This is a genomic window from Pseudomonas syringae KCTC 12500, assembly GCF_000507185.2.
GTDB classification, from domain to species: domain Bacteria; phylum Pseudomonadota; class Gammaproteobacteria; order Pseudomonadales; family Pseudomonadaceae; genus Aquipseudomonas; species Aquipseudomonas syringae.
The window spans coordinates 5780177-5794476 of sequence record NZ_AYTM02000002.1 but is presented as its reverse complement, the minus strand read 5'-3'; the positions used below and the strand labels follow the sequence as shown (position 1 = coordinate 5794476).

Genomic DNA, 14300 nt, shown 5'->3' with positions numbered 1-14300 from the left:
GTCATGCTCATCATCGAGGACGGCACCGGCGTGCCGGATGCTGAAAGCTACGCCACTGCCGCTGAACTGGTCATCTATGCCGGAAAATTCGGTGCGGCCATTCCGGCTGACGAGGCTGCGCAAGAGGCTGTTTTGCGCCGGGCCGCCTTAGTGATGGACGGCATGACCTGGAAGGGACGCAAATCCACCGGTGATCAGGCACTGTCCTGGCCTCGCCGGGAGATTCGCCTGGATGGCGAGAATAAGCCGGAGCGGTACCTCCCGGCACGCATTCAGTACGGCCAAATGGCTCTGGCCGCAGAGATTCATGCCGACGACATTGATCCTATCGACAAGCGCAAGGGAGCGGTGACGAAGGAAAAAGTCGACGGCGCGGTAGAGCGTGAATACGCGACCATCAGCAATACGAGCAGGCGACTCTTGCCTGCTGCGCCGGACAGGCCCAGCGCTACGCAGTTCGCGGACTATCTGCAGAGGCGTGGCTTGTTTGCAGTCCGGGTGTAGTGATAGCGTCAAGCCTTCGATAACTGGAGGTGCTTATGGATCAGGAAGAACGAGAAGTTTGGGACCAGTACTTTGCAGCTGCTATTACTGGTTTGCTCGCAAAGCCAACGCAGGCCAGCGCTAGCGGCGCCCCCGGGATGATGGCTTCAATGGGAGCTAACACCAAGGCCTTCACAGAAAAAGCCGCAAGAATCGCCGACGAAATGCTCGAAGAGCGGCGCTCACGTTAGATATTTTAGGAGTCCTCATGGCCTTTTACGACGAAATGGCCGTGATGGCTCTCGATCTGATCACCGAATACGGCCAGGCAGTCACCATCCGCGACTCGATCAAAGGCGAGTACAACCCAGGCTCCGGCACCACATCACCAGATACGGTCACGGAGCGAACCGCCCAAGGCATCCTGATCGACTTCACTGGGCAGGAGTTCCAGACCAATACCCTGATCAAGGTAGGCGACAAGAAGCTGAAGATTGCCGCTCGAGGCTTGAGTGAGCCACCGACGCTGCTCAGCAAGGTGGTGGTCCAAGGTCGCACCTGGTCGATCATTCCACCGCTGAAAGAGATCAACCCGGCAGGCACGCCACTGCTCTACGAGCTGCAGGTGCGCTCATGAGCCGCGCAGGCGCTGGTCAGTCCGGTAGCTTCGCTCTCGACCTCGCCAGATTTGCCCAGCAGGCCAAGGAAGCGGTTGATGCCAGCCTTCGCGAGATCATCATCGAGATCGGCAGCAGCGTCATCCGGATGTCTCCAGTGGGCAATCCTGAGATATGGGCGGCCAACCTGGCGTTTCGTGATGCCAACACCCGCGCAGCCGACGAATACGACTTCAAGGTTTCCCTGCGCAATACGGTCATCAACCTGACAGAGTCGAACTTCACGAAGTCCGGCAAGCTGAAGCGAGGTGTGAAATACGCCAAGCCGTTGACCAAGACCGAGCGTGTCCAGAACTTCAACGTCAACGGGCTCGTAGCTGGCCAGGATTACGTCGGTGGCCGGTTCCGTGGCAACTGGATGTTCGGGATTGGCGCGCCAGATGGGACGACTACAGAAGAGGTCGACCCGACTGGCAGCAAATCCACGGCCCGCATCGTCAACGGTGCGCTGGAATTCCACGCCGGCGACGTCGCCTACATCACCAACAGCCTGCCGTACGCCATCCCGCTGGAATTTGGGCATTCGACCCAGGCACCGGGCGGTATGGTTCGAATCACCGTGGCGCGTTTCCAGCAGATCGTTGAGGCGGCCATCAGGAATCATCAGGTATGAGCCACAAAATAATCCGCTCACTGTTTGAGCAGAGACTCACGGTGTGGGCGGGTGGGCGCAACCTGAGGATCGCCTACCAGGGTGTCAGTTTCACGCCAGAGACAGACGAGACGTATCTGGCGGCGTTCATGCTTCCAGCCGGGACCGGTACCGACACCTTGTCGGGTGATCACCGCGTCTATACCGGCGTGTTTCAGGTCAACGTTGTCACCCCAGCAGGCAATGGGACTGGCGAAGCTGAGGGCCTTGTCGACGACATTGCCGCTTTGTTTCCGGCCTATCTCAGGCTCAAGCAAGACGCTTTCGAGGTGCTGGTGCTCACGCCGGTCGAACCTGGGCCGCTGATCACCGGTGACAGCACGCAGACAGTCTCTGCCTCGTTTCAGTACCGCGCCGACACCAACTAATTCGCCCATTGGGCAAACCCAGAACCCGCCATTGAGCGGGTTTTGTCATTTCTGCACAGAGGAAAACCAACATGGGCTTCAGACTCCCCAACGGCGCAACCCTTCAGATCGCCTCCGCATATGGCGCGGCAATCCCGGTAACTGCGCTGAGCAATGCAAATCCGGCTGTTGCCACTGCCGCAGCGCACGGCCTGGCTGACGGTGACATCATTGCCGTAACTTCGGGCTGGACTCGCCTGAATGATCGCGCCACTCGCGTCTCCAAAAGCCTGAGCGGTACGTTTGCGCTGGAAAACATCAACACCACCAATCTGCAGCCATACCCAGCTGGTTCAGGCACCGGCTCAGTGCGCAAGGTGACCAGCTTTGTCGAGGTGCCCCAGATCACCGAGGTAAACACCAGTGGCGGTGACCAGCAGTTTCTGACCTTTGGCTTCCTCGCCGACGACGATGATCGTCAGATGCCAACCACCAAAAACCCGATCAGCATGTCGTTTACCGTGGCGGATGATCCAGACCTTCCCTATGTGGCTGTGGTGGAGGCTGCCGATGATGACAAGCAGGCCCGCGTGCTTCGTTTGAACCTGCCGGGCGGCAGCAGCATCGTTTACAACGCTTACGTGTCCATCACCACGACGCCGACGCTGGGCCGAAACAACCTGATGAGCCGTGTGATGACCCTGTCACTGGCCGGTCGTCCAACCCGTTACTCGGCAGTGGTGGCGTAACCCATGGCCAAGATCAAGATCGCTCAAAACCCGACGTTCAAAGCGCCGGTGATGATCCCTCGCATCGGCGAAGCCGCGGTGAAGGTGGACTTCGAGTTCAAATACATGGACCGCACAGAGCTGGCCGAGATGTTCGGGCGTTGGAATAAGGCGCGTGCTGAACTTAACGCCAAGAGCGTTGAAGATGGCATGAGTTGGGAGAAAGTGACTGCGTCCGAGATCGCGCTGCAAGTCGAGCAGATCAAGGAAGTTGTGACCGGCTGGTCTTTCGACGACAAGTTCACCGGCGAGGCCGTGGCCGCACTTGTGACCACTTGCGTCGGCGCGCCTCAGGCAGTCATCGACGCATACCAGTCGGCCTACGACCCAGCACGCTTGGGAAACTGAAGGCGGCGGCCCGGGCGCTGTACGAGCCTGGGCCGTCGGAGGAGCAACTTGCCGCTTTCGGTATGACCTTGGACGACGTGCCTGCTGAGGAGGTCGAGGTCTGGCCCGACTCATGGAAGGCATTCCGGCTATTCGAATCGCTCTCCACTCAGTGGCGGACCGGTCCGGGCGGCGCATCTGGACTTGATTACTCCGTTATCCCCGCCACTGCACACATGCTGGGCATCAAACGGCACGAACTACCTGGCATCTTTTCCGACCTCCGCACGCTGGAAGTCGAAGCATTGCTCGTGATGAGCGAATCGAAATAACGGAGCGCTCATGACGACCATTGCAGAACTCGGGATCAAGGTTGATTCCGGCGATGCCGCGCAGGCGGCTACCGATCTGGACAAACTGGCCGCCGCTGGTGCTCGGGCAGAGAAGGCTGCTGAAGGGGTTTCCTCGGGCTTTGACAAAGCGACGTCAGCAGCATCGGGCCTGTCAACGGCTGAGGGAAAGCTCAACGAAACAACGGACCAAGCGATCGCTCGCCTCACAGCGATGGCCAAGGCCTCGCTGGATTCGAGCGAGTACTACCAGCGCCTGACAACCAGTGTCACCGGAAACACGGCGGCTGTGGACGCCTCAAGCTCTTCTGCCAGCAGCCTGGCAGCGCTTCGGCGTCGACTGCAGGCTGATTCTGATGCCTTGGTGGGGTCGACCGACCAACTTGCTGAATCGACGAAGAAGGCAGCGGCCGCTACTGGCATTGAGGCTGAAGGGCTACAGGCGCTTCTGGGTAAAATCAACCCGACGCTTACAGCGCTCGGCAAACTTGATGAGCAGCAGGCACAGCTCCAGAAATACAAGAACGCCGGGCTTATCGATGCCGATACGTTCAAGGAGTACTCCACCCGGATTGACGCGTCCCGTCAGAAGCTTGGTGATTTCAGTGAGACGCTCAAAAAAACCACCTCAACGTCGGCTCAAACTGAGCAGGCGCTGAAGCAGCTGCCCGAGCAATTTACCGACATCTTCACCAGCATCATCGCGGGGCAAAGCCCGCTGCTGGTTTTGCTGCAGCAGGGCGGACAGATCAAGGATTCGTTCGGCGGCATCGGACCAACGCTTGATGTGCTGGGCAGCAAGATCAAATCCATCCTCGGTATTGGTGGGACCGTTGGTGCGGTAGGTGAGGCGTTCGAGAGTGTTGGTACTGGTGCGAAAGCGGCAGCCGATGGAGCTGAAGCGGCAGGTGAGGGCCTGGGTGCCATGGCCGAGGGTGCAAACACGGCCGCTGACGCTGCGAAGAATGCCAAGGAGGCTGCTGGAGCGCTGAACTCTGCAACTCCACCCCTCACCGCTGGGTTTGGTCTTGTAGTCGGTGGCGCGGTTGCTGCTGCCGCAGCTATTGGTGCGTTGATCTACGGCTACAGCCAGGGCACTAAGGAAACTGACAACTTCAGCAAGGCGCTGATTCTGACCGGCAACGTCGCAGGCACTACTTCCGGCAATCTGTCGGTAATGGCGCGACAAGTGGCGGCGGTCAACGGGACTATTGGCGAGGCGGCTGCATCCCTCGCACAGATCGCGAGCAGCGGAAGTATTGCCGGCGGCAGTTTCAAGACTGTGGCCGATGCCGCTGCGGCAATGGAGGATGCAACTGACAAGTCAGTTGAGAAGACCGTCGCTGAGTTTGCCAAAATCGGAAAGGACCCTGTTGCTGCCGCAAAGGATCTGAACGACCAGTACAATTTCCTTACTGCGTCCGTTTATTCTCAGATCGTGGCGCTGAAAGAGCAGGGCGACACCATCGGCGCTGCCAAGCTGCTGACCGATTCCTATGCCGATGCGATCAATGACCGCTCAGGTGAGATTACAAAGAATCTAGGGCTATGGGAGCGCGGATGGAAGGCTGTAGGTGACTCGGCAAAAGCAACGCTCGACTCGGTAAAGAACATTGGCAGAGAGCAGGACGATGCGCAGAAAATAGTCGCACTGCAGCAGAAGGCTGCCTATGCCCAAAGCCAGCTAAATTACGATCCAACAGACACCGATGCGGCTCAGCGCCTCAGCACCGCGAAGCAGGAACTGGCTTTCCTTACCCAGCAGCGCGAAACACAGGCGGCGATCGCAGCCGCCAAGGGTAACGAGGCGCAGCGCCAGAAAGAGGGTATTGCTGCCGAGCAGCGTCTCAAGCTGATCAGTGATTCCAACCTCACCAACGCTGAGAAGCGCGACAAGCTGACTAAAGCCTACCTGCGCGATGTTGAGGTGCTGAAGAAGGCCAACCCGGACGACCCTAAAGTCCAGTCTGACTATGTCGCCAAGACCCTGCAAAACATCAAGGATAAAAACAAAGACCCTGCCAAACCTGCTACAGCGATCGACCCGACTGCATTCAACGCTGCGCAAAATCAGCTGAAGTCGATCACCGGCTATTACGACGGCATCCAGAAGGAACTGGACGCATCGCAGAAAGCTGGACTGGTGTCTGCCGAGTCCTATGCCAGCCAGCGCGCGGCCATCATCGAGCAGCAAAAGGGCGATGTCACATCGGCTTATGAGGCAGAGATAACGGCTCTGGAGGCGGCTAAGGGAAAGGCCTCGACCAGCGCTGAGCAGCGCATCCAGCTTGACCAGAAGATCGCCGATGCACGCACCTCAATGGTGGAAGCCCAGAAGAAGGCCGAGACCGAGCAGGAAGTTCTCGCTACGGCAGAGAAGGGCCGGCTTGAGAAGCAGCGGTTAGCTGTTTCCGCCTATACCAGCGCTTTGGAGCAGCAGGTCAAAACGCTGCGCCAACAGGGGCAGCGCTCTGCTGCAACGCTTGGCATGGGCGATCGCCAGCGTGGGCTGACGGACCAGCAGAACTCCGTAGATGACCGGGCCAACCAGCAGAAGGTCGAGCTGGCCAACCAATACGGTGATGGCTCTCGGGGGATGAGCCTCGACGAGTACAACCTGAAGCTGGCTGCGCTCAACAAGAACCAGCAGGATCTGCGCGACACGGTTCAGGCCAACTATGACGACATGACCGTTGCCCAGGGCAGCTGGAGTGCTGGCGCATCATCGGCCTTCCAGAACTATCTGGAATCGGCCAGGGACGTCGCCGGGCAGACTAAGAGCCTGTTCACGAGTGCGTTCAGCAGCATGGAGGATTCGGTCGCCAACTTCGCGATAACTGGCAAGGGGTCGTTTTCAGACTTTACCAAATCAATCTTGGCCGACATGGCAAGGATTGCTACCCGTCAAGCAAGCTCAGCGCTGCTGAGCAGTCTGGTAGGTGCTGCCACCAGCTATTTTACTGGCGGCACCGGCAACGGGCTTGCGTCAGGCTCGGCAGGCGCTATCTCATCAAACGCTGGCGCGAGCGCGGCAGGCTACAGCAACTCAGCATTGAGCGGCTGGTCAGGAGTGGCCCAAGCCAAAGGCGGTGCATGGTCCAACGGCGTGCAGATGTTTGCCAACGGCGCGGCATTCACCAATAGCGTCGTCAGCAAGCCGACGGCTTTCGGTATCGCTGGCGGAGGTGTGGGGGTGATGGGCGAGGCGGGTGACGAAGCGATCATGCCGCTCACCCGCACTGCCGGTGGCCAGCTCGGCGTCCGCGCGCTGGGCGGAGGCGACAGCAGCGGAAGCAACACCTACAACTTCCCCGTCTCGGTATCTGTCCAGACGTCTGGCGACTCGGGCAGTTCAAGCACGCAGGAAGCGTCCACTCAGCTCGGCAAGGGCATTCAGCAGGCGGCAAAAAACGAGGCCGAGACTGCAATCGCTCGCGCGCTGCAACCTGGCGGTTCTATCTGGAGGCTCACAAATGGCAGGTAGTTATGGCGATTGAAACCTTTACCTGGCCAACCCAGCACGGAGACGCGCCCGATATCACCTATCGGGTGCGCACCTCTCAGTTCGGCAACGGCTACAAGCAGGACGTCGGCGACGGGCCGAATAACAAGGAGGACTCATACCCGATCACCTTCACGGGCACGAAGGATAGGGTCCTGAAGATCATGGAGTTCCTCGACAAGCACGCCGGAGCGAAAGCGTTCCTCTGGACCACGCCGCTCGGCCAGCTGGGGCTGTTCACCTGCAAAAATCCAGTGCCCACCCCAATGGGTGGCAACGTATTCAAATTGACGGCCACGTTCGACCGGGCCTTCCACCCTTAAGGACATCTCATGCCGTTGATTGCTGACATCCAGGCGCTTGAGCCAGGCAGCGAAGTATTGTTGTTTGAGCTTGATGGCTCTGATTACGGAGCAGACATTTTGCGCTTCCATGGTCATGCCATTCCGCACACTCCCGCTGAACTGATAGCGGTCGGCCTTGAAGCTGACCAGTTACCCGCGAAATCGATCTGGTGGCAAGGCAACGAGTACGGTGCCTGGCCCATGCAGATTGACGGCATTGAGGCCAATGGAGACGGCACGGCAGTTAGGCCAACGCTTTCGGTGGGTAACGTCAACGGACGTATCACGGCGCTCTGCTTGGCATTCGAGGATCTGCTCGAGTTCAAGCTTACGATGAGGCATACGCTCGGCAGGTATCTGGACGCCGAGAACTTCCCTGGCGGCAACCCCGACGCTGATCCGACTCAAGAATCTATCGAGGTCTGGTATCTCGATCAGAAAACTAATGAGGACGGTGAAACGGTCAGTTGGGAGCTGGCCAGCCCGGGCGACGTCGGCGGCGAATCGATTGGCCGGCAGATGACCACGCTTTGTCACTGGTGCCTCACTGGTGGATACCGCGGGCCGAACTGCGGCTACACCGGGCCATACGTCGACAAGGACGGGCAGCCCACCGATAACCCTGAACTTGATGTCTGCGATGCTACGTTGACGCGCGGCTGCACGCCGCGCTTCGGGGCTGGCAACGAAGTACCCTTTGGCGGTTTCCCCGCCGTATCCCTGATCGCGCGGAGCTGACCATGCTGAAATACATCCTGGCGGACGTGCAGGCGCATGCGGCGGCTGAGTACCCGCGCGAGTGCTGCGGGTTGCTCCTGAGCGTGGGGCGAAAGCAGCAGTACTTTCCTTGCTCCAACTCGGCGACCGATCCAAACGAAGAGTTCCGCATCAGCCCCGAGAATTACGCAGCGGCGGAAGAACTGGGCGCCATCATCGGAGTTGTCCACTCGCACCCCGACGCGACCAGCAGGCCGTCACCTCGTGACCTGGCGATGTGCGAAGCTACGGAACTGCCCTGGCATATCCTCAGCTGGCCCGAGGGCGACCTGCGCACCATCGTGCCGACTGGCAACACGCCGCTTCTGAAACGCCCGTTCGTGCACGGCGCCTGGGACTGCTGGCAGGTCTGCGCCGATTGGTACAAGTGCGAGTTCGGCCTGGAGTTCGAAGCATTCGAGCGCACAGACGGATGGTGGGAAAGTGCGGATGCGGAAAGCCTGTATGAAACCAATTACGAGGAGGCCGGGTTCGTCAGGGTTGATCAGCTGCAGCGCGGCGACATGATCGTTATGGAGGTAGGGCGGACCAAGCACCCGAACCACGCCGGCATCTATCTCGGCGCGGACGCTTCGCTGACCGGTGAAGAAAGCGGGGTATTCGGCCCCGGTCCTTTCCTGCTACACCACCTGTACGGCAGGAACAGCGAGATAATCGTCTTCGGCGGCCCGTGGCTGGACAGGATTCGTCTGATTCTCAGGCACAAAGAAGCATCATCGACCACGTGATGCGGCAGGGCCAGTGACCGGGAAAGTCCTTTATCTACCGAGCTTGTCGAGAGCTTCGCTCAGCGCCGAAATTGCAGATAGAGCCCATACGTGATGCTGCTCTGTGCTGTGGCCAAGCGTCACGTCGTATCCGAGCATTGACGATGCGTGAGCGCGCAGACGCTCAATATTTTCACCAGCGTATGGGGCACGCTCTTTGAAATAGTCATCCAAGTTCTTCACAAGGATTGATATCGCACTGAAGGCCGCGGCACGCTGAAACAGATCGTCGGTCCCGCGTGCGGCGCTGAGAAGATCCTCTATTTTATCGAGAGCCTGTTTTGGATCGTTCATAAGTTGGTCTCGTTGGGTTAGCCTCAAGCGAGGCAAGACGCTACTACTCGAACTGTCCTGACGCCACTGGCATTCCATCCACGCTGGATGGGCGACCAGGTCAGTGCTAGTCTTTGGTTTTACTCATGGAGGGATCATCATGCGAATGTTAATAGGGACTCTGTCGTTGGCGCTGCTTGCCGGCTGTTCTAGTGCACCAATATCCGTTGGCCAAGCGGAGCCTGTGCCAGCTGACGAGCTTTATGCTTATCAAACGAAACCTGCCGGTGATAGCGGGAAAGTTACGGTCATTCGAGACAAGGACTTGGTTGGGTCGGGCTGCGATATCGTTGTCTACGTGGATGGTCGCAAGGCCGCCAAGGTAGGAACTGGTCAGCGCGCGAGCTTTTACCTGAAGACTGGTAGTCCAAGTATTGGTGTAGGTCTTGCGGAGTCTGGATTATGCGCAGGCGCAGCTGTCAGGACTATATCTGCGAACGTGCAGAACGGGCATGAGAGCATTTACAGGATTACTGGTGATATGGGTGGTTTTTATATTGGCCCCTACGTCGAATACCAATGAGTCAATCTTTTCAAAAGGCCGCCTCCGGGCGGTTTTTTATTGCCCGGAGAAACACATGGCAGCCATTCACTACTCACCCATGAGCACGATCAAGCTATCAGGATCGCTCGCCCGCAAGTTCGGCCGAGTTCATCGCAGACAGATTGACTCAGGACAGACCTGGGAAGTCTTCAAGGCATTGAAGGCAACGCTTGAGGGTTTCGCTGACGAGATCCGACGCCTTGACCGACTGGGCATGCGCTTCGCGATATTCCGTAACGGTAAGAACGTCGGAGAGGACGGCTTTGGCCTAGGCGGATCACGTGAGGTGCGTGTAGTGCCCGTTATTCATGGCAGCAAGCGAGCCGGTGTGCTCCAGACCGTTTTGGGTGTGGCACTAATCATTGCGTCGTTTTTCGTCGCGCCGGGCTCTCAGCCTGCGTTCTTGGCGGCAGGTATCGGCTCAGCTGCTGGCGGCGTAATCCAGATGCTCAGCCCCCAGGCCTCCGGACTGAAACAGAGCGCATCACCGGAAAACTCCCCGTCCTACGCATTCGGCAGCGCCAAGAACACCACGGCCAGCGGCAACCCGGTCCCGATCTGCATCGGCGAGAGGCGTTGGGGCGGGGCGATCATTTCGGCCTCGATTTACGCAGAAGACAAAATGTAACCACTTTTGCGAGACCACGCCGCCCGAGAGGCGGTTTTTTTATGCCTGGAGAAAAGCATGGGCGCAGCACTGAAGATCGATATCCACGGTGAAAAAGGCGGCAGCAGCAGTCCGAAGTCGCCGACCGAGGCCTCCGATAGCCTGCGCTCCACCAACCTGGCAAAGCTGCTCATCGCCGTAGGTGAGGGCGAGTTTGAAGGCACGCCTACGGCTGCCGACATCTACCTCGACAACACGCCGATCAACGATGCAAGCGGCAACGTCAATTTCCAAAACGTGAAGTGGGAGTGGCGAACCGGTTCAGTTGATCAGTCGTACATTCCTGGCATTCCGTCAATCGACAACGAGTCGACAGTCAACGTCGAGTTGCGCAACGACTCTCCGTGGGTGCGCTCGATCACCAACACGCAGTTGTCAGCCGTGCGCGTGCGCCTTGCATGGCCCGCGCTCCAGCAGCAGGACGACGAAGGGAATGTCGGCGGCTACCGCATGGAATACGCTATCGACGTGGCCACTGACGGAGGCAGCTACAAGGAGGCGCTGCTCGAGGCCGTGGACGGCAAGACCACCACCCGGTACGAGCGGTCGCGCCGCATCGATTTACCCGCCGCGACATCAGGCTGGCAGATCCGCGTCCGCCGTCTGACCGCCAACCAAAACACCAACAAGATCGCCGACACCATGCTGGTGGCCGGGCTCACAGAGGTCATCGACGCAAAGCTGCGCTACCCGAATACGGCGCTGCTCTACATCGAGTTCGACGCCGAGCAGTTCACCAACATTCCCGCGGTAACGGTCAAGTGCAAGGCGCGGAAATGGCAGGTGCCGAGCAATTACGATCCGTTCAGTCGCACTTATTCGGGCGTGTGGGACGGCTCCATGAAAGAGGCATGGACCAACAACCCTGCCTGGGTGACATATGGCGTATGCACTCAAGACCGGTTTGGCCTCGGTAAACGCATCAAGCCGTGGATGGTCGACAAGTGGGAGCTGTATCGCATCGCGCAGTACTGCGATCAGGATGTCCCGAACGGAGCCGGCAGCGTAGAGCCTCGCTTCCTGTGCGATATGAACCTGCAGGGCAAGGCCAATGCCTGGTCGCTGCTGCGCGATATCTCCGGCATTTATCGAGGCATGACCTACTGGGCCCAGGGCCAGCTCGTTGCGCAAGCCGATATGCCGCGGAGCCAGGACTTCGATTACGTCTTCACTCGCGCCAACGTCATCGACGGCAAATTCACTTATGGCAGCGCCTCGGCGAAGACGCGCTACACCCGGGCAATCGTTGGTTACGACAACCCGGACAACAACTACGACACCGACGTCATCCCGTTCGCCGACCCTGTGCTGCAGCGCCGCTTCGGTGACAAGCCGACTGAGCTGACAGCCATCGGATGCACACGTGCTTCTGAGGGGCAGCGCCGGGGTAAGTGGGTCGTGATGAGCAACAACCAAGACCGCACCGTCAGCTTCAGTACCGGCATGGAGGGCGCGATCCCGCTGCCGGGATACATCATACCGGTCGCTGATTCACTGCTGGCTGGCCGGGAGATCGGCGGACGCATTGCTGGTGCTGCTGGAAGAGTAGTGACGCTCGATCGCGATACACTGGCCAAGGCTGGCGACCGTTTGATTGTGAACTTGCCCAGCGGTCAGGCTGAAGGCCGTACCGTGCAGTCCGTAGCAGGCCGGGCGATTACCGTCACCGTCGCTTACAGCGAGACGCCTACCACACAGTTGCAGTGGGCGCTGGACGCCGACGACTTGGCTATCCCTCTGTACCGGGTGCTGAGCGTCAAGCGCAGTGCGGAAGGCGAGTACGCAATTACCGCTCTTCAGTACGAGCCGAGCAAGTTTGCCTACATCGACACCGGTGCACGGCTGGAAGAGCGTCCCATCAGCGTCATTCCGATCACCGTTGTTCCATCGCCTGCCAGCGTTTCGCTGACTTCGACGACGGCGATCGCGCAAGGCCTGGCCGTTACAACGATGACCATCAGCTGGCCCGCCGTGGCCGGCGCGGTGGCTTATGATGTCGAGTGGCGCAAGGACAGCGGCAACTGGATCAAGGTGCAGCGTACCGGCTCCACCAGCGTCGACATCACTGGCATCTATGCCGGTGCCTATCTCGCCCGCGTACGTGCCGTCAGCGCCTATGACATCTCGTCGAGCTGGCGGAATTCGATCCTGACCCAGCTCAAGGGTAAAGAGGGCCTGCCGCCTGCCGTAACCTCACTGACAGCCACCTCGCTGATATTTGGGATCGCGCTCAAGTGGACTTTCCCACCTGGTGCGGAGGACACGCAGCGCACGGAAATCTGGTACGGGCCGACGACAGACCTGGCCAAGGCCACGAAGCTCAGCGACCTGGCCTACCCGCAGTCGGAACACGTCATGCAGTCGTTGAAGGCGGGCGTGACGTTCTTCTTCTGGGCGCGCCTGGTGGATCGGACCGGCAACGTGGGGCCGTGGTATCCGACCGGCGTGGGCGTCATGGGGCAGACCAGCAGCGATGCAAGCCCTGTTCTGGATCTGCTGGACAAGCAGCTGACCGAAAGCCAGTTCGGTGAACACTTGCTTGGCAGGCTCGACCTCATCGACGGCGACGGACCTGGTTCCGTTAACGAGCGCCTGGAAGAGCTCAAAGCCAATATCGGCGAAATCACCGACGCGCTGGTCTATGTGCCGACCGATGCCTATGTGCGCGACAACACCGTGCGCGTGGGCGATAACCTCTGGACGGCCATTGATCCAGTCCCTGCCAAGGCCGACGGGTCAAACGGCCCACCGAACCCGCTGTACTGGGTCAACACCGGCCAGTCGATCCGGTCGGCCAATGCCCAGGCCGCGCAGGTCAGCAAGAACGCCGTCGATATCTCGAAGGTTGACGGCAAGACCACGGCGACCGCCACTCAACTGAATGCTCTGCAGGCGTCGACGAGAGACGACAACGTCGAGGGTGAAATGGCCGCGGCGCTGAAAGCTTGGGAAGACACAGCCAACTACGCGCAGGAGGTGAGGGTACGGACAGAAAATGACTTTGCGCAGGCTCAGCGCACCACCTTGCTTGATGCTCGGGTGGCGGGCAACGACGCAAAGATCAGCATCGTTGAAACAGCGCAAGCCACGGACAGGGAGGCGACTGCGCAGCAGATAACCAACCTGACTGCCACGGTAACCACAAACCAGACGACGGTTCAGGCGGCCATTCAGTCCGAAGCGCTCACGAGGTCTAACGCTGACGGTGCGTTGTCTACCCGGATTGAGACGGCGCAGGCCAAGGCAAACGACGCGACAGTTGCGGTTCAGCAGACAACCAGCGCCCTGGCCACCACCAACAACAAGCTGGCCGGAATCTGGTCGGTGAAAATGGAGCTCACGCAAAACAACATCCCGTACGCGGCCGGGTTCGGTCTTGGACTTGAAAGCGGGGCGGCAGGCACGACCTCGCAGTTCGTAGTGAGGGCCGACACGTTCTTGGTGATGAATACCAGCTCGCAATCGCCGCAGTCGTTTTTCGGCATTACTGGCGGGCAGACATTTATCCGTTCGGCATTTATTGAGGACGCCTCTATCGGGGTTGCCAAGCTTACGCAGAGCCTTCAATCCAGTGACTACGTCGCTGGCCAGAGAGGCTTGAAGATTAACTTTGTGACTGGTGAATTCGAGTACAACAGCGCACTCGGCGGCGGAGGCCGACAAACTGTAAATAGCGCGGGCGGCAAAGTATTTGATGAGAAAGGCCAGATTCGCTATCAGTGGGGGAACTTGAGCGTATGAG

General features: G+C 59.2%; 16 protein-coding genes. 15 read left to right on the top strand and 1 reads right to left on the bottom strand.

The annotated features are described in order from the left end of the window. Positions 1–3 precede the first annotated feature (3 nt). The 12 genes from V476_RS25245 to V476_RS25190 all read left to right on the top strand — a co-directional run bounded on the left by V476_RS25245 (position 4) and on the right by V476_RS25190 (position 8975). Positions 4–504, top strand: coding sequence for a DnaT-like ssDNA-binding protein (locus tag V476_RS25245; RefSeq protein WP_024961015.1), 501 nt, complete (start codon positions 4–6; stop codon positions 502–504). A gap of 35 nt (positions 505–539) precedes the next feature. Beyond that, positions 540–734, top strand: a complete 195-nt coding sequence (locus V476_RS25240) for a hypothetical protein (protein ID WP_024961014.1) — start codon at positions 540–542, stop codon at positions 732–734. Between the two features lie 17 nt (positions 735–751). After that, on the top strand, positions 752–1120 hold the full coding sequence (locus tag V476_RS25235; protein WP_024961013.1) for a hypothetical protein: 369 nt from the start codon (positions 752–754) through the stop codon (positions 1118–1120). Then, a complete protein-coding gene (locus tag V476_RS25230; protein ID WP_024961012.1) occupies positions 1117–1773 on the top strand; it encodes a hypothetical protein in 657 nt (218 codons plus the stop codon). The genes V476_RS25235 and V476_RS25230 overlap by 4 nt, the downstream gene beginning before the upstream one ends. After that, positions 1770–2180 carry a phage tail terminator-like protein gene (locus V476_RS25225; protein ID WP_024961011.1) on the top strand — a complete coding sequence of 137 codons (411 nt, stop codon included), beginning with the start codon at positions 1770–1772 and terminating at the stop codon, positions 2178–2180. The genes V476_RS25230 and V476_RS25225 overlap by 4 nt, the downstream gene beginning before the upstream one ends. Before the next feature lie 71 nt (positions 2181–2251). Beyond that, entirely contained in the window at positions 2252–2908 is a 657-nt protein-coding gene (locus V476_RS25220; RefSeq protein WP_002553409.1) for a phage tail protein, read from the top strand. 3 nt (positions 2909–2911) lie between these two features. Further along, on the top strand, positions 2912–3295 hold the full coding sequence (locus V476_RS25215) for a phage tail assembly chaperone (protein WP_002553410.1): 384 nt from the start codon (positions 2912–2914) through the stop codon (positions 3293–3295). A 62-nt stretch (positions 3296–3357) separates the two neighbouring features. Further along, entirely contained in the window at positions 3358–3606 is a 249-nt protein-coding gene (locus V476_RS25210; protein WP_024961010.1) for a DUF1799 domain-containing protein, read from the top strand. A gap of 10 nt (positions 3607–3616) precedes the next feature. Continuing rightward, complete coding sequence (locus tag V476_RS25205; protein WP_024961009.1) at positions 3617–7108, top strand: phage tail tape measure protein; 3492 nt, start codon at positions 3617–3619, stop codon at positions 7106–7108. Positions 7109–7110: 2 nt separating this feature from the next. After that, positions 7111–7449: a phage tail protein gene (locus tag V476_RS25200; RefSeq protein ID WP_002553413.1), complete on the top strand. Its 339-nt coding sequence runs from the start codon at positions 7111–7113 to the stop codon at positions 7447–7449. Between the two features lie 9 nt (positions 7450–7458). Next, positions 7459–8208: a phage minor tail protein L gene (locus V476_RS25195; RefSeq protein ID WP_024961008.1), complete on the top strand. Its 750-nt coding sequence runs from the start codon at positions 7459–7461 to the stop codon at positions 8206–8208. Positions 8209–8210: 2 nt separating this feature from the next. Then, on the top strand, positions 8211–8975 hold the full coding sequence (locus tag V476_RS25190) for a C40 family peptidase (RefSeq protein ID WP_024961007.1): 765 nt from the start codon (positions 8211–8213) through the stop codon (positions 8973–8975). A gap of 30 nt (positions 8976–9005) precedes the next feature. On the opposite strand, the gene V476_RS25185 is transcribed toward V476_RS25190, so the two are convergent. After that, positions 9006–9308 carry a hypothetical protein gene (locus V476_RS25185; RefSeq protein ID WP_024961006.1) on the bottom strand — a complete coding sequence of 101 codons (303 nt, stop codon included), beginning with the start codon at positions 9306–9308 and terminating at the stop codon, positions 9006–9008. 139 nt (positions 9309–9447) lie between these two features. Here V476_RS25185 and V476_RS25180 point away from each other — a divergent pair, with 139 nt between their 5' ends. From V476_RS25180 to V476_RS25170, 3 genes are read left to right on the top strand one after another with little or no spacing between them, the layout of a single operon-like run. After that, positions 9448–9870, top strand: a complete 423-nt coding sequence (locus V476_RS25180) for a hypothetical protein (RefSeq protein ID WP_024961005.1) — start codon at positions 9448–9450, stop codon at positions 9868–9870. A gap of 55 nt (positions 9871–9925) precedes the next feature. Then, on the top strand, positions 9926–10519 hold the full coding sequence (locus V476_RS25175) for a tail assembly protein (RefSeq protein ID WP_024961004.1): 594 nt from the start codon (positions 9926–9928) through the stop codon (positions 10517–10519). Between the two features lie 57 nt (positions 10520–10576). Continuing rightward, on the top strand, positions 10577–14299 hold the full coding sequence (locus tag V476_RS25170; protein ID WP_024961003.1) for a TipJ family phage tail tip protein: 3723 nt from the start codon (positions 10577–10579) through the stop codon (positions 14297–14299). The last annotated feature ends 1 nt before the right edge of the window (position 14300 follow it).